The following is a 25,224-nucleotide window of genomic DNA, read 5'->3' on the forward strand; positions in this document are numbered from 1 at the left end:
CCACGTCCTCAGTTCGTTTTCACGTTTTTGCGGGCCGCAGCACTGTAAGGAGCCACATCAAGACCGCCATAACGACGCAAGCGAATATTGGCCTGCTCGCCGTGCCCTGAAAATCCTTCCAGTGCACAAAGACGCGAACAATATTCACCTATAAGGGTGGTGGCCTCATCGGTTTTAACATATTGATATGTACATGTTTTGATGAATTTCCCCACCCAAAGTCCGCCAGTGTAGCGCGCTGCTTTCATCGTCGGCAGGGTGTGGTTTGTCCCGATGACCTTATCGCCGTAGGCAACATTGGTACGTGGGCCAAGAAACAGTGCGCCGTAGTTGGTCATGTTCTCCAGGAACCAGTCATCCCGGTTAGTCATCACCTGTACATGCTCAGAGGCAATGTCATCAGCAACACGCAGGGCATCGTCATAGTCATCGGCGACGATAATCTGTCCGTAGTCCCGCCACGCCGCGCGTGCAATATCGCCAGTCGGCATCACGTTGAGCAGTCGTTCGATCTCCCGCTCGGTATCGCGTGCCAGTTTCTCTGATACCGTGAGCAGGATCGCCGGAGAGTTAGGGCCATGCTCGGCCTGCCCCAGCAGATCTACCGCGCAAATCTCGCCATCAACAGTGTCGTCCGCTATCACTAACGTTTCGGTCGGCCCTGCGAACAGGTCGATACCTACCCGGCCAAACAGTTGGCGCTTGGCTTCTGCCACAAAGGCATTGCCCGGGCCAACCAGCATATCGACGGGTTTAATGGTCTGGGTGCCTATCGCCATTGCGGCGATCGCCTGAATACCACCGAGCACATAAATTTCATCAGCACCCGCTAAATGCTGTGCTGCAACGATGGCTGGTGCTGGCTTACCATGAAATGGCGGTGCGCAGGTCACAATACGTTTCACACCCGCGACTTTGGCCGTCACCACCGACATGTGGGCAGAAGCCAACAGTGGATATTTGCCACCTGGCACGTAGCACCCCACGGAGTTCATCGGAATGTTTTTATGACCAAGAAAGACGCCTGGCAGAGTCTCTTGTTCGACATCCAGCATTGAGGCTCGCTGGATTTTGGCAAAATTGCGCACCTGCTGCTGCGCAAATTTGATGTCTGCGAGTTCACCTTCAGACAGCGCGTTCACACACGCCTGAATTTCTTCTTCTGTCAGTCGGTAACTTTCACGATCCAGACCGTCAAACTTAATCGACATTTCACGCAAAGCCTGGTCGCCTCGCAGCTCCACATCCCGTATTGCATCTTCAACCGTTTGTCTTACGTCGCTGTTTAGCTTACGACGCACTTCTTCATTAATACCCTGCTTTAACCAACGAGCCATTTCTTTTCCTCCCGGAAAACATCGAACACATTGAGTTGATGATCCGAGTGTAGGAATGGCACTCACCGACGTCAACATATCGCACAAGTGTGCGTATAGTTTACGTGATCCAGTTATCTCTTTTTTGTGTTTTATTTGTACTGGTCAGATGACAGAAATGTTAAAAACAATAAAAAGTGTGATGCAGATTCACTATTTCCCTCTGTAAGGAAAGGATTTTTTCGTTAAAGACAGATTCATTTCGCGCTCATGGTGAGGGAATGCTATTGTATTTATCAGTATTAAAGAGGTGAAAAGATCCATAAGAAGCGATGCATCAAACACTCAAAAAAGTGATAATAAGACATAAATCGCACCTTTGTGCGATATTCGCACTATAATAATTTTCTGAAAAAACGATTTATCGCCCTATCTGGATTATTAGTTTGATCACTTGCGCACATATCGCACGTCTGGGAGAATCGAAAAAAACATGACAGTGATGCTTATGGACTCAACTAAAGAATTGCAGAAAAAGGACTTTGCCCAGACTCTGGCCAGAGGTCTGGCATGCATGGAAGTGCTTGCAGATGCAACGATGCCAATGGGCTGTAGCGAAGTCGCCGCAGCCATGGGCGTGAGCCGTGCGGCAGCGCGCCGGATCCTGCTCACGCTTGTACATTTAGGCTACGTCGCAGAACAGCGTGGAGTATATAGCCCAACGCCGAGGGTGCTCTCTCTGGGACGGGGTATGTTGGCCAAAAACAGCCTCTGGAGCACAGTCGCACCAGAAGTACTTCAGTTAGCCAATCAGTTTGACGATGCCTGTTCAATTTCCGTGCTGGAAGGGCTGGATATCCTTTTCGTCTGCCGTGACGCCACACGTCGTATCTTTACCTCCAGATTAGGTGTAGGCGATCGCTTGCCGGCTCATTGTTCGGCAAGCGGAAAAGTCCTGCTCGCTAACCTGCCGGAAGAGGTTCTGGCACAGCGTCTGGAAGGCGTAAGTTTGAAAGCACAAGGTCCCTCCGCAATTATCGACAGTACAAGGCTGATGATCGCGCTGAAACAGATAAGAACCGTTGGATACGCTCTCGCCATCGATGAAATGGAAGCAGGTACGCTCTCCCTCGCCGTTCCGTTACACGAAAGAGGCGGAAAAGTCGTCGCGGCGATGAGCTTTGCTTCCCATCGTTCGAGACGAACCCCGGAAGACTTGTCGGCGAACGTCCTTCCTCATTTACAGGAGGTTGCATTACGTATTGAAGCCACCATTCGTGATTTCCAGGATCGTGGATGGGTGATTATTTGAGTGAGCGAGAGGTTGGGCAAACCCATCGGGTGCGACAGACTGCCATATTAAGGTCTATCTGAATACAGCCTTTTACACTGTCCGATGGTGGCGTTCTGTAAGAGGACAGTGACCATTTTTAAGTGGTAACCTTTAGCGTTATTCCCTAAATGCTACCTTTAATCATGGTCGCGGCTTCAGTCCTGGGCATCTGGAACCGCAGCAACATCAAGCTCAAACACCTTCATATAAACCGCTGTCGAACTCACAGAGTTATGTCCCCAATACAAAGGTGTCGCCATTGTGGCCACCATAAAATTTCTGGACGCCCGGGGGAATTATACCGATACTGATTTTCATCACTCATTTACGTAGTAACATTATCTATATCAGATTCTTTTCCATCAAACACTGATAACGCCAAACTGAATGCTATGACGTCAAAATGATGTGATACAAATAGGCATTGTAAATCCATAGTTACAACCCCCTGTTTTTCTTATAATAAACATTATATCATCGACTAATATACCCCCCTGGTTGCAACATAGAACCATTCGTTTCAATTCACAATAAAAATTTGACAGTTACCTGGTTTCGTCTAAACCTTGTAAGGCAAGAGTAAGACTATACTCAACAAGGATGATTGTTATGTCTAAAAATTCACTGCTATTTTTGTTTTGGGGAAGGTCTTTTAACCCGACAAAAGTGCCAACTCTTCTTCTCCCTTCTTAATGAGCGTCCAATCTTTATTTCAGGGCAACTGCTTTATATTGGCGTTTCTCTGGGGTTTAGCCGTTCGCCCCGTGATGGCAGACTACCAGAGCATTTACTTCATTATGCAGATATGGCTATGTACAGAGCGAAACGCCAGAGACTTCAGGAAAGTATAATGTATGAGCCATCAATGAGTATTGATGTAAAAGAAGTTTCTGATGCCGTATTTTTCCCTTATGTTCCAGCAAGTGTAATACCCGAATGCTACGCGGTTTTTCAACCTATTTATGATGTACAGGAAGAACAGCTCCACTCTGTCGAAGCGTTAATACGACACCCACAGATCAGTACAAATGAACTTGTAACCTGGGCTGAACAAAGTGGAAGACTTGATCAGATGTTTGAGCGTATGTTAATGCTGACGCTTCCAGTTATCAGGGAGTTAGCCCTGCCAGCATCCCTGAATATCTCGCCAACTCAATTACTCTCTACCGAAAAGCTTATAAAGTATCTTTCTCCGGTAGTGAAGCCTGTCAATTTATCTTTTCAGGTCAGTCTGGAGGTCACCGAAACGGTTGCCATTACTGATATGGAGCAATTCAAACGCTCTCTAACTCAGCTGAAAAACTATGGATTTAAAATCAGCCTGGATGATTTTGGTGCTGGGTTTGCATTTTTTGAAACCTTAAATATGGGATATTTTGATATTATAAAGCTGGATCGTGGTTTAATTTCAGATATTCACTGTATAACGAAAAAGAAATATCTGGTTCAGTCTATTGCACTCTATGCAAAAGGACTCGGAATAACAGTCATTGCTGAGGGTGTAGAGAAAAAAAGTGAGGTTGATTACCTACTTTCGATTGGTATTATCTATATGCAAGGGTTTTATCTCTCTCCACCACTCAGTTGGGATGATCTGTGCTCTGTCGTCAAAAACGGGGTTGTACCTGCCAGGACAATTCCGGACGAACCCGAATGATATGATGCATTCCTGTCTGGTCGATGTCTGCTGGGCCGCATGAGTTATTCAGATTTTATTGGTTCCAGGCCGTTATGGGGTCAGTTCTGGTTGCGTGGACATCGCTAAGCCAACTGACCTCGCCCTCCTTCTTCACTAATGCGTTGTCCTACCCCCAGAGAACCCCCCGCTACTCACACCTGTAATCACGAATTTCTTATCTGAGAACCGTGTCTATCCATCTTCCTTAAGTCATTTTTCTCATCATTTAATTAACGTAAAACAATAAATACTTATTGTTTTACAGCAAACACCAGGCTAGTCTGCACACACTTCACCCCCCCTTTGCCGGAAGAGATATCGAATGAAAAGAAATCTGCAATATGGCGTTTCGTTTGCGGGAGTCGTGTTTTGCACTTCCTTACACTGCGCGGAACTGTCCGGGTACGCTGGTCTGGGAGTCGCAGTCACCCCTGTCTACTCAGGATCACAGCACTCTGCGCCCGGGCCGTTGCTCAAAGCTGGCGCAAGTCTTCGGAGTGAAGAATGGGGCCTTTGGGGCCTGTCAATGGAGGGACTGGTGTGGACGCTGTCACCCACTTCCCCGTTTAACGTTAGTTTGGTGTTAACACCTGATGAGGGACGAAAAGAGGTATTCAGCTCCCCATTGTCGAGCAGTAAAAACAGAGAATTGCAAGGGATGGGTGACCTTCCCGACATGCTTATGGCGGGTGCGGAATTACGCTATCAAAATGAAGACTGGATGTTATGGCTGCGCGCACTAAGCGCAACGCAAAAACACCAGTACGGAGGCGAAACGCAAGCCCTGCCGATGACCCTGAACAGCGGTGTAAAGACAACACTTTGGCACTGGAGGGACGCCGAGTTATCGGTCGCAGGAGATATCACCTGGGCAAACAGCGGTTATCAGCAACGCCATTACGGGGTAACGCCAGAGCAGGCACAACAAACTGATTTTACAACCTATTCCCCCTCATCGGGTTTTCAGCAAGGTGGATTTTATACCGAACTGATCTGGCACATTAACGAAAACCTGGCGGCAGGTGTGACCGGTCGCACGGCCTACCTGCTTGATGAGGCAGGCAGGAGTCCGCTGGTAAAAAGCAGAATACAGTACTCACTGTCATCGCTGATTCAATATACATTCTGAGGCAAACAACAATGAACAAACAATATTTATGCAGTCGTTCACGATTGTTAGCCGCAGGTGCTGTTTTTATATCGCTGATTGCCACTGGTATCTGCCTGCAACCTGGTTTTAGTACGCCTTCGCTGAACAGAGCTGGAGATGCAACGATAGTATCGTTTTTAACGCCATTACTGAGGGGGGCACGGGGTAGCGTTGCTGCCGCATTTATCACTCCGGGAGGCGTGCAGTACGCCCTTTGGAACAGTGATTATGCTAAACAGTATGAAATCGCCAGTCTGACCAAAACCATGACCAGCAGCCTGCTGATTGAAGCGCAGAGGCGTGGCGAAACGACCTCGCACGCCCGTGTAGGCGAGCTCGTCCCGGAGATCGCTGGCCTGGTGGGTGACATTACACTTGCACAACTGGCGTCACATCACTCCGGCCTGCCACCACTGGCGATGTCATTACACCAGAAAATCCAGGTAATCAAAGCAATCATCCTGCGTGACAATTTCTGGAATTACGATGAAAAGGCATTAATAGGCATGGTGAATAATGCCAGCCTCAAAACACCTGCCGGTTTTGTTTACTCCAATACCGGTTATGCGTTACTGGGTCTGGCGCTTGCACGCGCATCCCATCAACCTTTTGCCGCTTTGCTACAAACACGAGTTTTTGCGCAGGCACACATGACAGACTCTGTCGTCGTCGGTGATTCGATACCCGACACACCCACATTCAGCCACGGTTGGTCAGTTTCAGGTTTCAGTGAGACCCCGTGGGTATCACACGCATTTACCCCTGCCGCAGGCGTGCGCTCGACCATTGTCGATATGGCCAAATATGCCCAGGCACTACTGGCAGGAAAACTCGCAGGCAGCGAAGCAATGTCGCCGCAATTTACCACCGACAATCCCGATTCACGTGTTGGCTATGCCTGGTTTACGACCCGTATAGAAGGTCGCGATATCACCTGGCATGACGGTGAATCCTCGGGTTTCGCTAGCGCAATCGCCTTTGATCCGCAGCGAAAAAGCGCCGTGGTGATCCTCTCCGACACTGCATGGCCGGTAATTGGCCCGGCGGTACGGTTGTTGCTAGCCCAGCCCTCTTCTGAACCAGAGGCACATCATGAACTGGATTGACATCCTCTGGGCGATACTCACCATTGTCTCAGGCATATTGTTTATTTGCGGGACGTGGGCTTCACATCACAAACTTCGGTTAGTGAACTATATCCTGCTCGTCAGTATTACTATTTACGCAGTAGAGATGATGCAGACAATAACCCACCTGAGCAAACCGGGTTACGTATTCAGAATGTTGACCTGGGTGATTCAGGCGTCATATATCGCTTTTAGCGTTCACCGCGTATGGCAAAAACCCTGGCTGAAAAACGGTTCTGACCGTCTGAACGGCGGGGGCAGCATTGCCATCGCTCTGATGCTTATGTCATGCTTGTGCATGCTGATCTTAAAATAATGCCTGGCATTCAGGAAGGTTCAACGTGAAAAGTGTACGAAATAAACTCAGTCTGACGCTCATCGCAGGGATGCTACCGCTGTTTTTCATTCTGATGTTAATTACACCGCTGTGGATATATTTCACTGGTGAGTCGTTTTTTATTTCCAGTATGCTTAAGTTCGCCGAGGTTCAGAGCGATAATCTGCCAATCACGACTGTTTCGCCGATTCGCCATATACTATTGCTGGTGATCCTCTATTTCCCGGCTGGGTTGTTCGCTTTTGCTATCCGGGAAGGGATGAAAGTCACGCGACTGGTACGCCAAAAACAGATCCTCACCCAGGCACTTGCGCAGAATGTCCGCAAAATTGCGACGGTAATGCTAATCCTTGGGATCGTGCTGCCGGTGTGTCGCTTTTTGATCCCTCTGGTGGTCTGGTGGCCAGAACATTACTACCATATCACCCTATTGATTGGGGATATTGTTCTGCTCCTGGTGGGTGGCTTGCTGCTGGTGACGTTTCACTCCCTCCTGGAGGGGCTCAGAGCGGAAGAAGAAAATAGGGAGTTTATTTGATTATGGCTGTCGAGGTTCATCTGGACAAATTATTGGTAGAGAAGAAAATGACGTCCAGGGCTCTGGCATCCTTTGTGGGGATCACCGAGCAGAACCTGTCGCTGCTTAAGTCCGGGAAGGTTAAAGGTATTCGTTTTGATACACTGGCGAAAATTTGCGAGGCGCTGCAGTGTCAGCCTGGTGATATTATATCCTGGGTACCGGACAGCCCCCCAGACGTTGGCCAGCGCCCCGTAGATTAGCAGCCCCCTATAACACTCATCGCACACTAAGAAGATCAGAGTATCTTGTGGTGTAACGCGGTGAGAGCATTTCACGCTTCATCTGCCATTGTTGCTGTATGCCCTGCCCGGCAAAGTACAGGATACTTCGCCCATCCTTAGAATTAAGATGATCCAGTACCTCCATTAATTTGTCACTTCCCGCGCGCGGGGCATTCTCATCGAAGAGGTTAAGCTGAGCCACACCCTGGCTGAAGAAGTCACCCAGCATGACACCGGCTTTCTGGTACCGGTGACCCTCCTTCCAGATAGCGTCCAGGCATTTTGTGGCTGCATTGATGATGTCGCGACTATCTTGCGTTGGGGTGAGTAATTTTACCGATGAACTGTTGCCATAGTACGGTTCATTCAATGCAAACGGCGACGTTTTAACAAACGCCGAGATGAAACGGCAATATTGATGCTCACCACGCAGTTTCCATGCCGCCCGCGCAGCGTAGCTGCAGATGGCCTGCCGCATTTCTTCATAGTCGGTGATACGGCTACCGAAAGAACGTGAACAGACTATCTCCTGCTTCGCAGGTGCAAACTCTTCCAGATTGAGACATGGTTCGCCTCGCAGTTCCCGTACGGTACGCTCAAGCACCACATTGAAGTGTTTCCGGATAATCCACGTACTCTGTTCTGAGAGATCGAGAGCGGTTTTAATACCCATCGCGTTGAGCTTCTTGCTGATACGCCTCCCGACGCCCCAAACATCTTCTACCGGGATTAAAGCCAGTAGTCGACGCTGACGGTCGATGTTCGAAAGGTCCACGACTCCACCAGTCTGTCGCTGCCACTTCTTTGCTGCCTGGTTGGCCAGTTTAGCCAGCGTCTTTGTCTGTGCTATCCCGACACCGACAGTAAGATGCGTACGCTTCAAAACCGTCGCGCGGATCTCTTTGCCAAACTCCGTCAGATCCCGGCAATTGCGCACTCCGGTCAGGTCACTGAAGGCCTCATCAATGCTGTAGATTTCCACCTGCGGGCTCATTTCCTCAAGCGTCGTCATCACCCGGTTGGACATATCCGCGTAGAGTTCATAGTTGCTACTGAAGCACACCACCCCATGCTGCCTGAAGAGATCTTTCTGTTTAAAGAACGGTTCACCCATTTTCACAAAAGGTTTTGCTTCAGCTGAGCGGGAGATGACGCAACCATCGTTGTTTGACAAAACGACGACTGGACGTCCCTTCAGATCCGGGCGAAAAACAGTTTCACATGAGGCGTAGAAAGAGTTCACATCACACAGTGCAAACATGATCAGACAGCAGATTTCACGATGTACGTCACTACACCAAAAATTTCCAGATTATCTTCACTACCTATAATAAATGGCCTGTATGCGGAATTTTCAGGTTTGAGCATGACAACAGGATGCAGCTGAAGACGCTTAACCGTGAATTCACCGTCGACAGCAGCAATGACGATATCCCCGTGCTCAGCAGTACGGGAGCTATCAACAACCAGTAGATCACCAGCACTGATCCCGGCCTCAATCATTGAATCGCCTGCGGCTTTGACGAAGTAGGTCGAGCTGGGATGAGAAACAAGCAACTTATTGAGATCAATGCGCTGCTCAACGTAGTCGGCAGCCGGACTGGGGGATCCACACTGCACTAAATCACTGAAAAGCGGGATAGCAATAATTTCCCGTAAATCTGCTGGTCTGTAGAATTCCATAATGCACATCTCAATAACTGTTTTTATATACAGTAGTTTCATTTGAGAATACGTGCAAGACACTGGATACGCTATGTCTGTGTAAAGCCTCACCGCTTCGCTTCTAAGTTTCTATCTCGCTTCGAATTGTAGTCTTTGTAAATTTTCCGGCGATGGCTTCTTATGCTCATCATTCAGCCAGCATTTGATGTTTGCTCGACGTGGATCGGTGATATGAACAGGATCAGGTGGACATGCTACACACCAGAATGCCAACGACAATGTCTCCAGGACGCCCCCAGGATAAATTCATGCTGAAGAAAGTTGTGTAGTTTGAATATCATAGAGTTAATGGGTATAGATGTTCTAAAATAATTCATAGAACCTATTGAATTCAATAATATTTTATAAATTGTAAGAATATTTTAATCATGCTAACGTGGATGCAAAATTAATGGAGAAAGTCTTATGAAACTCGCGATATACAGCACAAAGCAGTACGACAAAAAGTATCTGCAACATGTTAACGAGGCTTACGGATTCGAACTTGAATTTTTCGACTTTCTGCTGACTGAAAAAACAGCCAAAACGGCGCACGGTTGTGATGGTGTTTGCATCTTTGTAAACGACGACGGCAGCCGCCCGGTGCTGGAAGAGTTGAAAAAGCATGGGGTGAAGTATATCGCCCTGCGCTGCGCTGGCTTCAACAACGTGGATCTTGATGCGGCGAAAGAACTGGGTCTGAAGGTGGTGCGCGTACCGGCTTATTCGCCGGAAGCGGTCGCCGAGCACGCCATCGGGATGATGATGTCGCTGAACCGTCGTATTCACCGCGCTTATCAACGCACGCGTGATGCCAACTTCTCTCTGGAAGGATTGACCGGTTTCACCATGTACGGCAAAACCGCCGGTGTAATTGGTACTGGTAAAATTGGCGTCGCGACACTTCGCATTCTGAAAGGTTTTGGTATGCGCCTGCTGGCGTTTGATCCGTACCCAAGCGCTGCCGCGCTGGAGCTGGGCGTGGAGTATGTCGACCTGACGACGCTGTTATCCCAGTCAGACGTTATCTCCCTGCACTGTCCGCTGACGCCGGAAAACTATCACCTGCTTAACCAGGCGGCGTTTGACCAGATGAAAGACGGCGTGATGATCATCAACACCAGCCGTGGCGGGTTGATTGACTCTCAGGCCGCAATTGAAGCGCTGAAAACTCAGAAGATAGGCGCGCTGGGTATGGACGTGTATGAAAACGAACGCGATCTGTTCTTTGAGGATAAGTCTAACGACGTGATCCAGGACGATGTGTTCCGTCGCCTGTCTGCCTGCCATAACGTCCTGTTCACCGGCCACCAGGCGTTCCTGACGGCCGAGGCGCTGATCAGCATTTCGGAAACGACGCTGGGGAATTTGCAGCAGCTGGCGAAAGGCGAAGCATGCCCTAACGCGCTGGTATAAGCGTTATCACCCGGTGACGTTGCGCCACCGGGTGTTTTTCTTAACTCAACCCACGATTTTTCAGCATCGGTTCGATCTCAGGATCGTGTCCGCGCCAGTCGCGGTACAACGCTTCCAGGTCACTGCTGTTCCCGCGCGACAAAATCGCCTCACGGAATGCCTGCCCGTTCTCACGCGTTAACCCGCCCTGCTCGACAAACCACTGATAGCCATCGTCGGCCAGCATCTGCGTCCAGAGATACGCGTAATAACCTGCCGCATACCCGCCTCCGAAAATATGAGCGAAGTAGCTGCTGCGATAGCGTGGCGGTACGGCGGGCAGATCCAGCCCCTCTTTTTTCAGCGCTGCGGCTTCAAAAGCCTCAACATCATCCACCGCATCACGGACGCCGTGCCAGTTCATATCCAGCAGCGCTGCGCTCAGCAGTTCCGTCATGTCATAGCCTTTGTTGAACTGGGTCGCCTTGAGCATGTTGTCCCGCAGCGCTTCCGGCATCGGTTCTCCGGTTTCGTAATGACGGGCATAATGCGCAAACACCTGCGGATGGCTGGCCCAGTGTTCGTTGATTTGCGACGGGAATTCGACGAAATCACGTGGCGTATTGGTGCCAGAGAGCGTGGCGTAACGCTGACTGGCAAACAGGCCGTGCAGCGTATGACCAAACTCATGGAATAGCGTGACCACATCATCCCAGGAGATCAGCGCCGCCTGTCCGTTAGCCGGTTTTTGATAGTTACAGACGTTGTAGATAACCGGACGCGCAGCACGCTCATACGATTGCTCGACAAAATTCCCCATCCACGCGCCACCGCCTTTGGAATCCCGGGCGAAGAAATCACCGTAAAACAGCGCCATGCCTTCACCGGTGTGGTCAAAGATTTCCCATACGCGCACGTCCGGGTGATAGACCGGAATATCAAAACGCTCGACAAAACGGATGCCAAACAGCTGGCTGGCCGCCCAGAATACGCCGTCATGCAACACGGTATTGAGGGCAAAGTACGGCTTGATCTGCGATTCATCCAGCGCATATTTCCCCAGGCGCACGCGCTCGGCGTAAAAAGACCAGTCCCAGGCCTGCACCGTGAAACCGCCCTGCTCGTCATCAATCACTTTCTGGATATCCGCCTGCTCACGCTCTGCCCGGGTGCGCGCCGCCGGCACGATACCGCGCATAAATGCCAGCGCTGCTGCAGGGGTTTTCGCCATCTGATCGGCAATACTCCAGCTGGCGTAATCGTCAAAACCCAGCAGGTGTGCCTGACGCGCGCGCAGCGCGACGAGGCGGAGGATCAGCTCGCGGGTGTCATTTTCATCCCCTTTCTGGGTGCGCACCCATCCCGCGTTAAACAGGTTTTCACGCGTTTGCCGATCGGTCAGCGCAGCAAGCGCAGGCTGCTGCGTGGTATTGAGCAGCGGTATCAGCCAGCGATCGTTCAACCCTTTCTCTGCGGCAGCCTGCGCGGCGGTCGCCATCTCGTCTGCGCTCAACCCCTCAAGCTGGTGCGCATAATCCACCACCAGACCACCCGTTTTATCCGCCGCCAGCAGGCGCTGATTAAACTGACTGGTCAGTAACGCCGACTCGGTATTCAGCGCTTTCAGTTCCGTTTTCCCGGCATCGTTCAGGCGTGCGCCCGCCAGAATGAAGTGCTGATACGTCTCTTCCACCAGACGACGGGATTCGGCATCCAGCGCCGCGCGATCCTGCCAGACGCTCTCCACGCGGGTGAAGAGCGTTTCGTTGAGCCAGATATCGTTCGCCAGCCCCGCCAGCTCTGTCGAAAACTGTTCGTCCAGCACCTGTAAATCATCATTGGTGTGTGCAGAGGTCATGGCGAAGAAAACGTTGCTCACGCGCGACAGCATGGCACCGCTTTTTTCCAGCGCCAGCACCGTGTTGTTGAAGTCAGGCGCGGCGGTCTGTGCCACGATGGCAGCAATATCTGCACGCTTCTGTCGTATGGCTTCATCGAATGCAGGGCGATAATGGCTATCGTTGATTTCGTCAAAATGCGGAGCCTGATAAGGCAACAGGCTGATTTCAAAAAAAGGATTGCTGACCGACATCTTTCACTCCTGAGAACGGTGTATCTCCCCAGAGTAGGCCAGGCCGCCCTCACCTGCAATGCTGTCATACAAAAGTTGCCTTAACGCCGCGCCCGCGCGCGTGCTATGGTAGTTCAACACAAAAAGCGTTGAGGAACAGTGAGATGATTATTTTAGTTACCGGGGCGACGTCGGGTTTTGGTGAAAGCATCACGCGCCGCTTCGTTGCCAACGGGCATAAGGTGATTGCAACGGGTCGTCGTCAGGAGCGCCTGAAGGAGCTGAAAGATGAGTTAGGTGACAGTATCCTGACCGCGCAGCTGGACGTCCGCAACCGTGCCGCCATTGAAGAGATGATGGCGAACCTGCCTGCCGAATGGCATGCCATCGACGTGCTGGTCAATAATGCGGGTCTGGCGCTGGGTCTGGAGCCTGCCCACAAAGCCAGCGTGGAAGACTGGGAAAACATGATCGACACCAACAATAAAGGGCTGGTGTACATGACCCGCGCCGTACTGCCGGGCATGGTTGAGCGCAATCGCGGCCACGTGATCAACATCGGCTCTACCGCCGGTAGCTGGCCTTACGCAGGCGGTAACGTCTACGGCGCGACCAAAGCCTTCGTACGCCAGTTCAGCCTTAACCTGCGCACCGACCTGCACGGCACAGCCATTCGCGTCACCGATATCGAGCCAGGTCTGGTTGGCGGTACCGAGTTCTCTAACGTGCGTTTCAAAGGCGATGACGCAAAAGCGGATAAAACCTATGAAAACGCCAATGCACTGACACCGGAAGATATTACCGAAGCGGTCTGGTGGGTATCGACGCTGCCAAAACACGTCAACATTAATACCGTTGAAATGATGCCAGTCAGCCAGAGTTTTGCCGGACTTAGCATCCATCGCGGCTAATTTTGCCCTTCCCGGCCTGCGGGCCGGGTTTGTCGCAGATCCCAAAAGAATGGTAGTATGTTCAGGCTAACTCTCTGAGAAATGACAACTCATGGCCGCTGAATCACAACTTAATCCTACCCAGCCTGTTAATCAGCAAATCTATCGCATTTTGCGACGTGATATTGTGCACTGCCTGATCCCGCCGGGAACACCACTCTCTGAAAAAGAGGTCTCGGTACGTTTTGACGTTTCCCGTCAGCCGGTGCGAGAGGCATTTATTAAGCTGGCTGAAAACGGCCTGATCCAGATCCGCCCCCAGCGCGGCAGTTATGTGAATAAGATTTCACTTTCTCAGGTACGTAATGGCTGTTTTGTCCGTCAGGCCATTGAATGTGCCGTCGCGCGCCGCGCCGCATCGCTTATTAATGACAACCAGTGTTATCAACTGGAGCAAAACCTGCATCAGCAGCGCATTGCAATTGACCGTAAACAGCTGAATGACTTTTTCCAGCTCGATGACGAGTTTCACCAGAAGCTGGCGCAAATTGCGGATTGTCAGCTGGCGTGGGACACCATCGAAAACATCAAAGCCACCATTGACCGCGTGCGCTATATGAGTCTTGATCATGTCTCGCCGCCGGAAATGTTGCTCCGACAGCACCACGATATTTTCAATGCGCTGGAAAAACGCGATCCTGATGGCGTGGAAAAAGCGATGACGCTGCATCTGCAGGAAATTAGCGAGTCGGTCTTGTTGATTCGTCAGGAAAACAGCGACTGGTTTAGCGAAGAATAATGCTTGCCGCATCCCACCGCGTGCGGGATGCGGCAGTGGTGTTACCGCTGTGCCGCGTACTGCGCCACCGTAGCTTTCGCTCCTTTTTGCAGTAATGTCTGATAAGCCTTCATCACCGCATCCACAAAAACGGCTTCCTGCGGTAACTCTTTGCCAAAGATAGTCTCAATGCCCAGCAGCGCTTTCACGCGATTTTCGCCCTCTGGGCTACCGTTTACCGCAGCCTGAATGACCGCCAGTTGCGGGTCGACCACCTCAATGGCGTTACCCTGCTCATCCACGCCGCCGACATAGCGCATCCAGCCCGCCACGCCCAGCGCCAGCAACGGGAACGGTTTCTGATGCACCAGATGCCAGTGGACAGAATCCAGCATACGCTGTGGAAGCTTCTGGCTGCCGTCCATCGCGATTTGCCAGGTGCGGTGACGCAGAGCCGGGTTGCTGTAACGTGCAATCAGCAGATCAGCGTAGCGGCCTAAATCAACCCCTTTCACTTTCAGCGTTGGGGCCTGTTCTTTTAGCATTAACGCGTGTGCGGCGGCGCGGTAGTGCTCATCGGCCATGCAGTCGTTGATGTGCTGGTATCCCGCCAGGTAGCCGAGGTATGCCAGGAAGGAGTGGCTGCCGTTAAGCATACGCAGTTTCATCTCTTCAAACGGAATAACGTCTGCCACCAGCTCCGCGCCGGCTTTTTCCCACTGCGGACGCCCGGCAACAAAATTGTCTTCAACCACCCACTGACGGAACGGTTCACAGGCAACCCCCGCCGGATCGCGTACACCCGTCAGCTGCTCGATTTTATCCAGCGTTTCCGCCGTTACCGCTGGCACGATGCGATCCACCATCGTTGACGGGAAGGTCGCGTTGGCTTCAATCCAGTCTGCCAGTTCACCGTCAACAGCACGGGCATAGGCGCAGGTCACATTGCGCATCACGTGGCCATTCTCTGGCATATTGTCGCAGGACATCACGCTAAAAGCAGGCAGGCCCGCCGCTTTACGACGCGCCAGCGCTTCAACCACAACGCCCGGAGCAGATTTTGGCTGGTGAACATTTTGCAGGTCGGCAGCAATTAACGGGTGATCGAGCATCAGTTTCCCGGTCGCCGGTGAGTGGCAGTATCCTTTTTCGGTGATGGTCAGTGAAACAATGGCCACCTGCGGTTCGCACATCGCCGCCAGCACGGCTTCCAGCCCGTCAACCTGCGCATGCAGCGCTTTTTTGACAACGCCAACCACACGAGATGTCCATGCATCGGCGGACATCTCCGCCACGGTGTAAAGGTTATCCTGTGCCTTCAGATCGGCAATTTGCTGTTCGCCACCAATCAGGTTAACTTCGCAGTAACCCCAGTCGCTGCCGTGTTCAGCGGCGAGAATGTCGGTATACACCGCCTGGTGCGCACGGTGAAATGCACCAAACCCTAAATGAACAATGCGTGCCCTGAGGCTATCGCGATCGTACTGAGGAAGGGTCGCTTTCGCCTGTAATAACCGGTTTTCCATGATTGAGACTCGTTAAGTAAAGAAAGCTGTGATCCACTGCCGCCCTCTTACCGGAGCGGCAGCGCCTGTTGACTACACCAACTAGAATGGTAGATGTCGTAAAAAAATATCTGCCATCAACCATACGGATACTTCAGATTCATATATTGATTTATATTAACTTTTGTCCATGTGGTGTGACACGAGCAAAAAGTTGTGTGACAAGTACCTCAAGATATAAACCATCAGCGGCGTGAAGAGAGCGCCCCGTACCCGACAGATCCGTGACGCGGGGCTTCAGCCGCGTCTTCCGCCAAACTCAAATCCCGGTCACGCACTTCTGGCATCAGGATGGCGGACACCAGCCCAATCACGGAGTACGCTACCAGCATTGCGACAATCGGCCACCAGGAGCCGGTCATATTGCAGAAGATCCCCGCCAGTACCGGGCCGAAACCAACCGCCACCAGACCACCCGCCTCTTTTGAGATAGCCATCCGGGTAAAGCGATTACGCGAACCGAACATTTCCGCCATCGTGATGTTTTCCAGCGCGAACAGCCCCAGTACCGCCACGTTATGAATCACAATCATGGAGAGCATAATGACGCCTGGTGCATAGCTTGTATCGACGATTACCGACAGCATTGGGTACGCCAGGATAATGGCCGAGATATTCAGAATAATGTACGGTAAACGACGCCCGACTTTATCGGACAGCCAGCCCAGCAGCGGGATGGAGAGGAAGCCCAGGATGGAGCTGATCATCAGCGCATCAGTTGGGATCGCTTTATCGAACAAGAGCGTCTGTACCAGATAACCAGCGAGGAACGTCTGGATCAGGCCGGAGTTCCCCGCCTGGCCAAAGCGCAGGCCGGTCGCCAGCCAGAACGATTTGCTCTTAAACATCGCCCCCAGCGACGTATCCTGGGCAGCAGTTTCAGCGTCGTTCACTTTCTCAAATACCGGGCTTTCTTTAAGGTTCATTCGCAGCCAGATGGCAAAGATCATCACCACCACACTGGCGAGGAACGGCACGCGCCAGCCCCAGGCGAGCAACTCTTCGCGGTCAAGGGCAAAGAACATCACCGCCCAGATGGCCGTTGCACTCAGCGTTCCGCAGTTGGTGCCCATCGCCACCAGCGAGGAGATGATGCCGCGTTTTCCTTTTGGTGCGTACTCTGCCAGCATGGTTCCTGCCCCGGAGATTTCCGCCCCGGCCCCCAGCCCCTGAATAATACGCAGCGTAACTAACAGAACAGGTGCAAAAATCCCTATCTGCGCATAGGTTGGCAATACACCAATCAGGGTCGTACAGATCCCCATCATGGTAATGGTGATAAACAGCACCTTCTTACGCCCGATGCTGTCGCCCATCCTGCCGAAGATAAACGCGCCGACGATGCGGGCAATATAGCCTGCGCCGTAGGTGCCCATCGCCAAAATCAGCGCCATTGCCGCAGACTGTTCCGGGAAGAAGATTTCGTGGAATACCAGCGCGGCACCCAGTGAGTAAAGCTGAAAATCCATGAACTCCAGCGCGGTACCCAGCCAGCCTGAAACGGCGGCTTTCACCAGATCGGAGGTTGTTCTTTGAGGTTGTACTTGCGTCATAATGGCTATCTCTGAAAGGTAAGATGCGTACCACTCAGAGCCTGTCTGTGCAGGCTCTTAACCGCGTGAATTATTATTGGCCGAACGTGAGCAAGACTTTGCAGCACTGCCGCTGGTCTTTCTCAAACAGTTCGAGGGCGTCTGTTACGTGGTGATAGTCAAAAGTATGGGTAATCAGTTTTTCAGGGTCGATCAGCCCCTTTTCCAGCCAGCCGATAACGACCGGGAATTTGTTAGCATTCAGGCGCGAGGAGAATATCGCCAGTTCTTTGCCGGTGATCCCCTGCTGAACAATCTGGCTCGGTTCACTGGAAAAGCCCATCAGCACAATGCGGGCTGCCGGGGAGGCCAGGGTAATGGCTTCCTGCAAAATAGACGGATGACAGGCGGCATCAATGATTAACGTCGGTTTGATCCCTTTCTCCTCCAGGGCTGCCTGTAATGACTGTTCGCCGTTATTCAACACCCAGTCCGCGCCGCTGCGCTGAGCCATCGCCAGGCGTTCGTCAATGCGGTCAACGACGATAACCTGCTTCACCTTGTAGACCCCCTTCAGCGCCTGCACGGTAACCAGCCCCATTGGGCCTGCGCCGTAGATCAGCGCAACATCCTGTTCGCTGGGTTTCGCCTGGCCCGTTACGTTGGCAGCAATGGTGAATGGCTCAACCATCACGGCATGTTTGTCCGGGATCGCGTCCGGGATTGGCCAGGCGTTTTTAGCGGGCACAACCGCGTATTCGCTGAACCCACCGTCACGGTGGACGCCCAGCACCACGAGCGAAGTACAGACGTTGGGTTTGCCGACGGAACATGGGTAACAGTGACCACAGCTGATCACCGGGTCAACCGAAACGCGTTGACCCAGACGGGCGTGCTCAACGCCCTCGCCCACAGCATCAATGACGCCAAAAAATTCATGACCGATTACGCGTGGATATCTGGCGAACGGGTTATGACCACGGTAGATATGGCTGTCTGAACCGCAGATCCCGGCGAGCCTGATTTTGACGCGCACGTCATCTGCACCAGGCGTCGGGAGTGGACGCTCTTCAATCACCAGTGCGTTCGGTTGTTGGATCACTACGCTTTTCATCGTTCGTTCCTCGTTTACCAGTTCCACAGCGTGCCATCTTCAAGACGAGCCACCGGCAGGTAGGCGGGATCATACGGGTATTTCGCCGCCCGTTTTTCGTCAAACTCAATGCCCAGCCCGGGTTTATCACCTGGGTGCATATAACCGTTATCGAAGCGCCAGCTGTGCGGGAAGACCTCCAGCATCTGCTCCGAATAACCCATATATTCCTGTACGCCAAAGTTCGGTACCCACAGGTCAAAATGCAGTGCGGCAGCGTGACAAACTGGTGATAAATCCGACGGACCGTGCGAGCCGGTACGCACCTGGTAGAGTGACGCGAAGTCCGCAATGCGGCGCATCCCGGTGATCCCCCCTGCGTGAGTAATGGTGGTACGGATATAGTCGATAAGCTGTTCTTCAATCAGCTGTTTGCAGTCCCAGATACTGTTGAACACCTCCCCCACGGCAATAGGCGTGACGGTGTGCTGGCGGATCAGACGGAAACACGCCTGGTTTTCCGCAGGTGTTGGGTCTTCCATCCAGAACATACGGAAGTCTTCGATGCTCTTACCGAAACGCGCCGCTTCGATTGGCGTCAGACGGTGGTGCATGTCGTGCAGCAGGTGTTCATTAAAACCAAATTGACTTCGCACCGCATCAAACAGCTTCGGCGTGAAATCGAGGTATTTTTCGGTGGACCACAGCTGCTCTTCCGGCCAGTCGCCTTTGGTCGCTGGCTCGTAGGCCAGCCCTTTTCCTTTAGACATACCGTAGGTGGTTTTCATACCCGGTACACCGCACTGGACGCGGATCGCCTTAAAGCCCATCTCTTTGTGACGGGCGTAATCTTCCAGTACGTCGTCGATGGTGTGCCCGGTGGTGTGACAATAAACCATCACCCCTTCGCGGGATGCGCCCCCCAACAGCTGGTAGAGTGGCATATTGGCCGCTTTGGCTTTGATGTCCCAGAGCGCCATGTCGACGGCCGAAATCGCCGACATGGTGACCGGCCCACGACGCCAGTAAGCGCCTTTATAGAAGAACTGCCAGATATCTTCTATGCGGTGCGCATCGCGGCCAATCAGCTGCGGACACAGGTGATCTTTCAGGTAAGAGGCAACGGAGAGTTCACGTCCGTTCAGTGTGGCATCGCCAAGACCGACAATGCCCTCATCGGTGGTGATCTTAAGGGTGACAAAGTTACGCCCCGGGCAGGTAACAAAAACTTCAGCCCCGACAATCTTCATGATCCAGTTCCTTACATCGCTCGTTGTGATGCAGGAAATTTATCCAACTGCACTACTACCATACAAGTATTGCGATCAAAAAATCAGCGAGAGATCACAAATTATGGGGGCTTACGCCCGCCCCCAGCCCGCGACAATAATCAGCATACCGCACAGTGCAACCAGCGCGCCGGCCCAGTCATACAGGCTGAGTCTGACACCATCAACAACGCGCAGCCACAGCAGTGCGGTACAGACGTAGACACCACCGTACGCCGCATAGACGCGTCCACTGGCTGCCGGATGCAGCGTTAATAGCCAGACAAACAACGCCAGCGCAATACCCGCAGGCACCAGTAACATCACCGATGCCCCCTTCTTCAGCCACAGCCAGGGCAGGAAGCATCCGAGAATTTCACACAGTGCGGTGGCAAAAAAAAGCAGCGTCGTCTTAATCATTTTGGACATTACGTGAGGATTGATTTAACTATCATACCTGATAATGCCCTTTACTTTTCAATACCTGCGGCGTGGGTATGACGCCATTTCGGTTTGATGTAGAATCGGGACTGGGTAACTTAATTTTCTGCGCCCATTAAAAAAGGAAACGCTATGACTACATTAAGCAAACGCCTTTGTCTGACAGCCCTGCTGGCGCTGTCATCGTTCGCCTTTGCCGCAACGGCTACAGCCGAAACCAGCAAACTCATTATTGAGTCTGGTGATAGCGCGCAGAGCCGTCAGAACGCTGCGATGGACAAAGAACAATGGAATGACACCCGTAACCTTCGTCAGAAGGTCAACAAACGTGCTGAAAAAGAGTGGGATAAAGAAGATGTTGCTTTTGATGCACGTGACAAGTGTCAGCAAAGTGCAAACGTCAATGCCTACTGGGAGCCAAACACACTGCGCTGCCTGGATCGCCGTACTGGCCGCACGGTTGCACCTTAATGTCGGGCATAAGTGACATTAAATTGCGTCCGCTGGAGCGTGAAGACCTGCGCTTTGTTCACCAGCTCGACAACAACGCCAGCGTGATGCGTTACTGGTTCGAAGAGCCATACGAGGCGTTTGTGGAGTTGTCGGATCTTTATGACAAGCACATCCACGATCAGAGCGAACGCCGTTTTGTGGTGGAGTGCAAAGGTGAAAAAGCCGGTCTGGTCGAGCTGGTTGAGATCAACCACGTCCACCGTCGGGCGGAATTCCAGATAATCATTTCGCCGGAGCATCAGGGGAAAGGTCTCGCCTCGCGGGCAGCAAAGCTGGCGATGGATTACGGGTTCAACGTATTAAACCTGTATAAGCTCTATCTTATTGTTGATAAAGAGAATGAAAAAGCGATCCATATCTACCGCAAGCTCGGCTTTATGGTGGAGGGTGAACTGATCCATGAGTTCTTTATCAATGGTGAATACCGCAACACCATCCGTATGTGTATCTTCCAGCACCAGCATCTGGCCGGGCACAAAGCATCCGGCACGACTCAACTGAAAGCGACCGCGCAGTAAACTGCGCGGTTTTTTCTTAATAGTAATCAATACTGTTTTTTATGGTGTATTTGTGCTCAACGGCGGGTTTGACGCTGTCGTCGATGATCATCAGATCGCAACTCACCGGGTTATTGTGACGGTCGTAATCGCAGCTCTGCTTCACATTTCCCAGCGGCTTATCGTTTAGTGTGCTCACCGCTGTATAATCCATTCGCTTGCGCAAATCCTTTGACGGTGTCGACTGCACGGACAAGTGCTGTTCGCCGGAAACCGTCGTTTTACCCAGCGGGTAACCGTCGGCATCGTAGCGGTACTTCACTTCCATCTCTTTTCCGTGTGCTGCCACCACAAAGCCGTTGTCGTCAGTGTCCCACGTCACGCCCGCCGACGGTAATTCAGCCAGCTGACATTTCCCCTGTAGCTTCACTTTACGCTGCTGTGTTTCAGCATCAAGGTAGTAGTTGGCATCCAGTACCAGCGCGACGCCCGTATTATTTTCCAGGTCGTGCAGCTCCAGCGTATCGAAGCACCCTTCCGATGACATCGTGCCAGTCACCTGTTTGGATACCTCACCTTTGTCGTTGAACAGCGTCTGGGAAAAGTCTTTAACCGGCCCGCGCAGTGGGTCAAAATCAAATTCGTTCGAGAAGCTCGCCATCTCAGGCGTAAACGACAGCGGCGCAGAGTTGTTATCACACCCCACCAGTGCCGTTGCCAGTAACGTTATCACTGCGTATTTCTTCACATCATTTACCGATACAGGGAGATTATTCCCAATCATATTAGCAAATACAGATGTTTACACGATCCCTGCTAAAATTAATCTACACACAGAGAAAAGGAGCGACAGATGAAACGGTTACCCTGGATTACCGCCCTGCTGTTAATGAGTGTTTCAACGGCCACTCTGGCCGCCCCGGATTCCTGCGAGCGCGTGAAGAGCGACATTCAGCAGAAAATCATCAACAACGGTGTACCAGAGTCCGGCTTTACGCTGAGCATCGTGCCAAACGATCAGGCCGACCAACCGGATGCACAGGTGGTTGGTCATTGTGCCAGTGATACTTTTAAAATCTTGTACACCCGCACAGGGAACAGCGCAGCTTCAGGCACTCAGGACAATACGCAAGGTGAACCTCAGTGATTTTTAGGCACCAGTACCCCTTGAATTGATGAGGATTAATATTTAATACCGTCAAATAAGTAACACTCACCCCATCATTAGCCCGGTTTTAATAACGGGAGAAAATAATACGTAACAGCAATGATGGGGTGAGTCATGTCCGATATTGAACGTCACGGCGGGATCAGCCGCCGAATGCTGGTTAAATCCACGGCGATAGGTTCTCTGGCGCTTGCTGCTGGCGGGCTTTCTTTGCCTTTTGGCATGAAAAGCGCCGCTGCGGCGGTACAAAACGCCATGCAACCCGCGGAAGATAAAGTGGTATGGGGAGCCTGTTCGGTAAACTGCGGTAGTCGCTGTGCGCTGCGCCTGCACGTCCGTGATGATGAAGTGTACTGGGTCGAAACGGATAATACCGGCGATGATGTTTATGGCAATCATCAGGTGCGTGCGTGCCTGCGCGGTCGATCTATTCGCCGTCGAATAAACCATCCCGACCGCCTGAATTACCCGATGAAACGCGTCGGTAAGCGTGGCGAAGGCAAGTTTGAACGTATCAGTTGGGACGAAGCACTGGACACCCTTGCCACCAGCCTGAAAGGTGTGGTGGAAAAATACGGTAACGAAGCGGTTTACATTAATTACTCTTCCGGGATTGTGGGCGGTAATATCACCCGCTCCTCCCCCTACGCCTCGCTGGTGGCTCGCCTGATGAACTGCTACGGCGGATTCTTAAGCCACTACGGTACCTACAGTACGGCACAAATTGCCTGTGCAATGCCCTACACCTATGGCAGCAACGATGGCAACAGCACCTCTGATATTGAAAACACCAGACTGGTGGTGATGTTCGGTAATAACCCGGCGGAAACGCGCATGAGCGGCGGCGGGATCACGTATTACCTCGAACAGGCACGCGAACGTTCTCACGCGCGGATGATCGTTATCGATCCTCGCTATACCGACACCGCCGCAGGGCGTGAAGATGAATGGATCCCGATTCGTCCAGGCACTGACGCCGCGCTGGTGGCCGGTATCGCCTGGGTGTTAATTGATGAAAACCTGGTAGACCAGCCGTTCCTCGACAAATATTGCGTGGGATACGATGAGAAAACGCTGCCGGAAGGCGCGCCTGCAAACGGTCATTACAAAGCCTATATTCTCGGTCAGGGTGACGATGGCACGGCCAAAACGCCGGAGTGGGCCTCACGTATCACCGGGATCCCAGCCGATCGCATCATTAAGCTTGCACGTGAGATTGGCTCAGCGAAACCGGCGTATATCTGTCAGGGCTGGGGCCCACAGCGTCAGGCCAACGGCGAACTGACATCCCGCGCTATCGCCATGCTGCCGATCCTGACGGGCAATGTGGGGATCAACGGCGGTAACAGCGGCGCACGTGAATCCACCTACACCATCACGATTGAGCGTATGCCGCTGCCGGACAACCCGGTGAAAACGCAGATATCCTGCTTTAGCTGGACGGATGCCATCGTCCGTGGCCCGGAAATGACCGCCCTGCGCGACGGTGTACGCGGTAAAGATAAGCTCGATGTGCCGATCAAATTTATCTGGAACTATGCCGGTAACACCATCATTAACCAGCACTCCGATATCAATAAAACCCACGATATTTTGCAGGATGAAAGCAAGTGCGAAACCATCGTGGTGATCGACAACTTTATGACCTCGTCAGCGAAGTATGCCGATATTCTGCTGCCGGATTTAATGACCGTGGAACAGGAAGACATTATTCCTAACGATTACGCGGGCAACATGGGCTATCTGATTTTCCTGCAGCCCGTTACCGCACCGAAGTTTGAGCGCAAGCCTATCTACTGGATCATGAGTGAAGTGGCGAAACGTCTCGGGCCGGATATCCATCAGCAGTTTACCGAAGGCCGCACCCAGGCGCAGTGGTTACAGTTCCTGTATGCCAAAATGCTCGCAAAAGATCCACAGTTGCCGTCCTATGACGCGCTGAAACAAATGGGTATATATAAGCGTAAAGATCCGGCTGGGCATTTTGTGGCCTACAAAAAATTCCGCGACAACCCCGAGGCAAACCCACTCAAAACCCCATCGGGCAAGATTGAAATCTACTCCAGCGCACTGGCCAGGATCGCCAGCACCTGGGCGCTGGAAAAAGATGAAACCATCAGCCCGCTGCCGGTCTATGCCTCTACGTTTGACGGCTGGGATGCCCCTGAGCGCAGCACCTTCCCGCTTCAGCTGTTCGGCTTCCACTTTAAAGCCCGCACCCACTCCAGCTACGGCAACATTGATGTTCTGCAAGCGGCCTGCCGCCAGGAGATCTGGCTCAACCCTGTCGATGCCGACAAACGTGGCATTAAGAACGGCGACATGGTGCGCGTCTTTAACGATCGCGGTGAGTTGCGTATTCCGGCGAAAGTGACACCACGCATCATGCCTGGCGTGAGCGCAATGGGCCAGGGTGCCTGGCATGATGCCAACATGAACGGCGATCGCATCGACCACGGCTCGTGCATCAACACATTGACCACGCACCGTCCGTCACCGCTGGCAAAAGGTAACCCGCAGCACACCAATCTGGTGCAGGTTGAAAAGGTGAGCTGATTAACCGTGAG

24 protein-coding genes are annotated in these 25,224 nt (G+C 52.2%); 14 read left to right on the plus strand and 10 right to left on the minus strand.

Features of this window, described 5'->3' with window-relative positions; translation table 11 throughout:
• Positions 1 to 8 precede the first annotated feature (8 nt).
• The gene (gene hisD / locus ACHHZ6_RS19295; RefSeq protein ID WP_395122916.1) at positions 9 to 1,337 is read right to left on the minus strand and encodes a histidinol dehydrogenase; all 1,329 of its coding nucleotides are present in this window, start codon (positions 1,335 to 1,337) and stop codon (positions 9 to 11) included.
• Between the two features lie 487 nt (positions 1,338 to 1,824).
• Between hisD and ACHHZ6_RS19300 the strand changes: the two genes are divergently transcribed.
• The 7 genes from ACHHZ6_RS19300 to ACHHZ6_RS19330 all read left to right on the plus strand — a co-directional run bounded on the left by ACHHZ6_RS19300 (position 1,825) and on the right by ACHHZ6_RS19330 (position 7,721).
• Positions 1,825 to 2,628: an IclR family transcriptional regulator C-terminal domain-containing protein gene (locus tag ACHHZ6_RS19300; protein WP_395122917.1), complete on the plus strand. Its 804-nt coding sequence runs from the start codon at positions 1,825 to 1,827 to the stop codon at positions 2,626 to 2,628.
• Between the two features lie 871 nt (positions 2,629 to 3,499).
• Entirely contained in the window at positions 3,500 to 4,306 is an 807-nt protein-coding gene (locus ACHHZ6_RS19305) for an EAL domain-containing protein (RefSeq protein WP_395122918.1), read from the plus strand.
• Between the two features lie 343 nt (positions 4,307 to 4,649).
• Positions 4,650 to 5,456 (plus strand): MipA/OmpV family protein, encoded by an 807-nt coding sequence (locus ACHHZ6_RS19310; RefSeq protein ID WP_395122919.1) that lies wholly within the window; start codon positions 4,650 to 4,652, stop codon positions 5,454 to 5,456.
• Between the two features lie 11 nt (positions 5,457 to 5,467).
• A complete protein-coding gene (locus ACHHZ6_RS19315; RefSeq protein WP_395122920.1) occupies positions 5,468 to 6,583 on the plus strand; it encodes a serine hydrolase domain-containing protein in 1,116 nt (371 codons plus the stop codon).
• On the plus strand, positions 6,570 to 6,920 hold the full coding sequence (locus tag ACHHZ6_RS19320) for a hypothetical protein (protein WP_395122921.1): 351 nt from the start codon (positions 6,570 to 6,572) through the stop codon (positions 6,918 to 6,920). The genes ACHHZ6_RS19315 and ACHHZ6_RS19320 overlap by 14 nt, the downstream gene beginning before the upstream one ends.
• Before the next feature lie 25 nt (positions 6,921 to 6,945).
• Positions 6,946 to 7,479, plus strand: coding sequence for a DUF2975 domain-containing protein (locus ACHHZ6_RS19325; protein ID WP_395122922.1), 534 nt, complete (start codon positions 6,946 to 6,948; stop codon positions 7,477 to 7,479).
• Between the two features lie 2 nt (positions 7,480 to 7,481).
• Positions 7,482 to 7,721, plus strand: a complete 240-nt coding sequence (locus tag ACHHZ6_RS19330) for a helix-turn-helix domain-containing protein (protein ID WP_395122923.1) — start codon at positions 7,482 to 7,484, stop codon at positions 7,719 to 7,721.
• A 16-nt stretch (positions 7,722 to 7,737) separates the two neighbouring features.
• Here ACHHZ6_RS19330 and ACHHZ6_RS19335 read toward each other — a convergent pair whose 3' ends face one another.
• Both ACHHZ6_RS19335 and ACHHZ6_RS19340 read right to left on the minus strand, forming a co-directional pair.
• Entirely contained in the window at positions 7,738 to 9,003 is a 1,266-nt protein-coding gene (locus ACHHZ6_RS19335) for a Y-family DNA polymerase (RefSeq protein ID WP_395122924.1), read from the minus strand.
• 2 nt (positions 9,004 to 9,005) lie between these two features.
• On the minus strand, positions 9,006 to 9,425 hold the full coding sequence (locus tag ACHHZ6_RS19340; protein WP_182274505.1) for a translesion error-prone DNA polymerase V autoproteolytic subunit: 420 nt from the start codon (positions 9,423 to 9,425) through the stop codon (positions 9,006 to 9,008).
• Positions 9,426 to 9,872: 447 nt separating this feature from the next.
• On the opposite strand from ACHHZ6_RS19340, the gene ACHHZ6_RS19345 reads away from it, so the two are divergent.
• Complete coding sequence (locus tag ACHHZ6_RS19345; protein ID WP_182271312.1) at positions 9,873 to 10,862, plus strand: 2-hydroxyacid dehydrogenase; 990 nt, start codon at positions 9,873 to 9,875, stop codon at positions 10,860 to 10,862.
• 40 nt (positions 10,863 to 10,902) lie between these two features.
• On the opposite strand, the gene dcp is transcribed toward ACHHZ6_RS19345, so the two are convergent.
• Positions 10,903 to 12,933 carry a peptidyl-dipeptidase Dcp gene (dcp, locus tag ACHHZ6_RS19350; RefSeq protein ID WP_395122925.1) on the minus strand — a complete coding sequence of 677 codons (2,031 nt, stop codon included), beginning with the start codon at positions 12,931 to 12,933 and terminating at the stop codon, positions 10,903 to 10,905.
• 143 nt (positions 12,934 to 13,076) lie between these two features.
• Here dcp and ydfG point away from each other — a divergent pair, with 143 nt between their 5' ends.
• Complete coding sequence (gene ydfG / locus ACHHZ6_RS19355; RefSeq protein ID WP_182271310.1) at positions 13,077 to 13,823, plus strand: bifunctional NADP-dependent 3-hydroxy acid dehydrogenase/3-hydroxypropionate dehydrogenase YdfG; 747 nt, start codon at positions 13,077 to 13,079, stop codon at positions 13,821 to 13,823.
• Positions 13,824 to 13,914: 91 nt separating this feature from the next.
• Entirely contained in the window at positions 13,915 to 14,601 is a 687-nt protein-coding gene (locus tag ACHHZ6_RS19360) for a GntR family transcriptional regulator (protein WP_182271309.1), read from the plus strand.
• Positions 14,602 to 14,642: 41 nt separating this feature from the next.
• Here the strand turns inward: ACHHZ6_RS19360 and ACHHZ6_RS19365 are convergent, their stop codons facing one another.
• The 5 genes from ACHHZ6_RS19365 to ACHHZ6_RS19385 form a co-directional block, all read right to left on the minus strand.
• Complete coding sequence (locus ACHHZ6_RS19365) at positions 14,643 to 16,106, minus strand: mannitol dehydrogenase family protein (RefSeq protein WP_182271308.1); 1,464 nt, start codon at positions 16,104 to 16,106, stop codon at positions 14,643 to 14,645.
• Positions 16,107 to 16,330: 224 nt separating this feature from the next.
• The gene (locus ACHHZ6_RS19370) at positions 16,331 to 17,698 is read right to left on the minus strand and encodes an MFS transporter (RefSeq protein WP_182271307.1); all 1,368 of its coding nucleotides are present in this window, start codon (positions 17,696 to 17,698) and stop codon (positions 16,331 to 16,333) included.
• 73 nt (positions 17,699 to 17,771) lie between these two features.
• A complete protein-coding gene (locus ACHHZ6_RS19375) occupies positions 17,772 to 18,791 on the minus strand; it encodes a Zn-dependent oxidoreductase (protein WP_395122926.1) in 1,020 nt (339 codons plus the stop codon).
• Between the two features lie 14 nt (positions 18,792 to 18,805).
• A complete protein-coding gene (gene rspA, locus ACHHZ6_RS19380) occupies positions 18,806 to 20,020 on the minus strand; it encodes a starvation-sensing protein RspA (protein WP_182271305.1) in 1,215 nt (404 codons plus the stop codon).
• A 111-nt stretch (positions 20,021 to 20,131) separates the two neighbouring features.
• Positions 20,132 to 20,458: a YnfA family protein gene (locus ACHHZ6_RS19385; RefSeq protein ID WP_182271304.1), complete on the minus strand. Its 327-nt coding sequence runs from the start codon at positions 20,456 to 20,458 to the stop codon at positions 20,132 to 20,134.
• 153 nt (positions 20,459 to 20,611) lie between these two features.
• On the opposite strand from ACHHZ6_RS19385, the gene ACHHZ6_RS19390 reads away from it, so the two are divergent.
• Both ACHHZ6_RS19390 and speG read left to right on the plus strand, forming a co-directional pair.
• Positions 20,612 to 20,950 (plus strand): DUF1283 family protein, encoded by a 339-nt coding sequence (locus tag ACHHZ6_RS19390; protein ID WP_182271303.1) that lies wholly within the window; start codon positions 20,612 to 20,614, stop codon positions 20,948 to 20,950.
• Positions 20,950 to 21,510, plus strand: coding sequence for a spermidine N1-acetyltransferase (gene speG / locus ACHHZ6_RS19395; protein WP_182271302.1), 561 nt, complete (start codon positions 20,950 to 20,952; stop codon positions 21,508 to 21,510). Before ACHHZ6_RS19390 ends, speG begins: the two co-directional genes overlap by 1 nt.
• Before the next feature lie 16 nt (positions 21,511 to 21,526).
• Here the strand turns inward: speG and ACHHZ6_RS19400 are convergent, their stop codons facing one another.
• Complete coding sequence (locus ACHHZ6_RS19400) at positions 21,527 to 22,273, minus strand: YnfC family lipoprotein (protein WP_395122927.1); 747 nt, start codon at positions 22,271 to 22,273, stop codon at positions 21,527 to 21,529.
• Between the two features lie 69 nt (positions 22,274 to 22,342).
• On the opposite strand from ACHHZ6_RS19400, the gene ACHHZ6_RS19405 reads away from it, so the two are divergent.
• Both ACHHZ6_RS19405 and ynfE read left to right on the plus strand, forming a co-directional pair.
• Complete coding sequence (locus ACHHZ6_RS19405) at positions 22,343 to 22,636, plus strand: DUF1161 domain-containing protein (RefSeq protein WP_395122928.1); 294 nt, start codon at positions 22,343 to 22,345, stop codon at positions 22,634 to 22,636.
• A 135-nt stretch (positions 22,637 to 22,771) separates the two neighbouring features.
• Positions 22,772 to 25,213, plus strand: a complete 2,442-nt coding sequence (gene ynfE / locus ACHHZ6_RS19410; protein ID WP_395122929.1) for a selenate/tellurate reductase subunit YnfE — start codon at positions 22,772 to 22,774, stop codon at positions 25,211 to 25,213.
• The last annotated feature ends 11 nt before the right edge of the window (positions 25,214 to 25,224 follow it).

Source organism: Enterobacter cloacae complex sp. 2024EL-00214 (assembly GCF_043945575.1).
GTDB classification, from domain to species: Bacteria; Pseudomonadota; Gammaproteobacteria; order Enterobacterales; family Enterobacteriaceae; genus Enterobacter; species Enterobacter cloacae_P.

Coding starts and splice junctions, on each gene's coding strand:
- dcp (WP_395122925.1), bottom strand. CDS start 12,933: ATGTCGGTCAGCAATCCTTTTTTTGAAATCAGCCTGTTGCCTTATCAG.
- ACHHZ6_RS19365 (WP_182271308.1), bottom strand. CDS start 16,106: ATGGAAAACCGGTTATTACAGGCGAAAGCGACCCTTCCTCAGTACGAT.
- ACHHZ6_RS19335 (WP_395122924.1), bottom strand. CDS start 9,003: ATGTTTGCACTGTGTGATGTGAACTCTTTCTACGCCTCATGTGAAACT.
- ACHHZ6_RS19330 (WP_395122923.1), top strand. CDS start 7,482: ATGGCTGTCGAGGTTCATCTGGACAAATTATTGGTAGAGAAGAAAATG.
- ACHHZ6_RS19345 (WP_182271312.1), top strand. CDS start 9,873: ATGAAACTCGCGATATACAGCACAAAGCAGTACGACAAAAAGTATCTG.
- ynfE (WP_395122929.1), top strand. CDS start 22,772: ATGTCCGATATTGAACGTCACGGCGGGATCAGCCGCCGAATGCTGGTT.
- ACHHZ6_RS19300 (WP_395122917.1), top strand. CDS start 1,825: ATGGACTCAACTAAAGAATTGCAGAAAAAGGACTTTGCCCAGACTCTG.
- ACHHZ6_RS19305 (WP_395122918.1), top strand. CDS start 3,500: ATGTATGAGCCATCAATGAGTATTGATGTAAAAGAAGTTTCTGATGCC.
- ACHHZ6_RS19320 (WP_395122921.1), top strand. CDS start 6,570: ATGAACTGGATTGACATCCTCTGGGCGATACTCACCATTGTCTCAGGC.
- rspA (WP_182271305.1), bottom strand. CDS start 20,020: ATGAAGATTGTCGGGGCTGAAGTTTTTGTTACCTGCCCGGGGCGTAAC.
- ydfG (WP_182271310.1), top strand. CDS start 13,077: ATGATTATTTTAGTTACCGGGGCGACGTCGGGTTTTGGTGAAAGCATC.
- ACHHZ6_RS19400 (WP_395122927.1), bottom strand. CDS start 22,273: ATGATTGGGAATAATCTCCCTGTATCGGTAAATGATGTGAAGAAATAC.
- ACHHZ6_RS19405 (WP_395122928.1), top strand. CDS start 22,343: ATGAAACGGTTACCCTGGATTACCGCCCTGCTGTTAATGAGTGTTTCA.
- speG (WP_182271302.1), top strand. CDS start 20,950: ATGTCGGGCATAAGTGACATTAAATTGCGTCCGCTGGAGCGTGAAGAC.
- ACHHZ6_RS19315 (WP_395122920.1), top strand. CDS start 5,468: ATGAACAAACAATATTTATGCAGTCGTTCACGATTGTTAGCCGCAGGT.
- ACHHZ6_RS19390 (WP_182271303.1), top strand. CDS start 20,612: ATGACTACATTAAGCAAACGCCTTTGTCTGACAGCCCTGCTGGCGCTG.
- ACHHZ6_RS19370 (WP_182271307.1), bottom strand. CDS start 17,698: ATGACGCAAGTACAACCTCAAAGAACAACCTCCGATCTGGTGAAAGCC.
- ACHHZ6_RS19375 (WP_395122926.1), bottom strand. CDS start 18,791: ATGAAAAGCGTAGTGATCCAACAACCGAACGCACTGGTGATTGAAGAG.
- ACHHZ6_RS19360 (WP_182271309.1), top strand. CDS start 13,915: ATGGCCGCTGAATCACAACTTAATCCTACCCAGCCTGTTAATCAGCAA.
- ACHHZ6_RS19310 (WP_395122919.1), top strand. CDS start 4,650: ATGAAAAGAAATCTGCAATATGGCGTTTCGTTTGCGGGAGTCGTGTTT.
- ACHHZ6_RS19385 (WP_182271304.1), bottom strand. CDS start 20,458: ATGATTAAGACGACGCTGCTTTTTTTTGCCACCGCACTGTGTGAAATT.
- hisD (WP_395122916.1), bottom strand. CDS start 1,337: ATGGCTCGTTGGTTAAAGCAGGGTATTAATGAAGAAGTGCGTCGTAAG.
- ACHHZ6_RS19340 (WP_182274505.1), bottom strand. CDS start 9,425: ATGGAATTCTACAGACCAGCAGATTTACGGGAAATTATTGCTATCCCG.